Origin of the sequence: Pseudoalteromonas sp. SIMBA_162 (assembly GCF_046535955.1) — a bacterium.
Classification (GTDB): Bacteria; Pseudomonadota; Gammaproteobacteria; order Enterobacterales; family Alteromonadaceae; genus Pseudoalteromonas; species Pseudoalteromonas marina.
Map to the genome: position 1 here is coordinate 1 of NZ_JAWJBQ010001183.1, position 237 is coordinate 237.

Consider the following 237-nt stretch of genomic DNA (forward strand, 5'->3'; position numbering starts at 1 on the left):
GCAGGTCCAGGCGCTGGACAACCCGGCCTTCGAGGTGGATGCCCTGGCACTGCGCGATGGTCCGCGCCACAGCCTGCTGGGCGTGACCAAGACCCCGCGCGCACAAACCATCGACCTGGACGGCGCCGAGCAGATCTGCCAGGCCGGCCCGAGCCTGGAACTGCTCGGCGCCGACGGGCACAGCCGCTCCGCCGCCGTGCAGTGCAGCAATGGCCGGGCCCAGTTGCAGGTGCCCGG

At 72.6% G+C, this 237-nt stretch carries 1 protein-coding gene; it reads left to right on the forward strand.

The features are described 5' to 3' along the window. Nucleotides 1–237 (forward strand): hypothetical protein (locus tag R0J88_RS23420; RefSeq protein ID WP_410901379.1); only part of this gene is annotated, 237 nt, incomplete at both ends.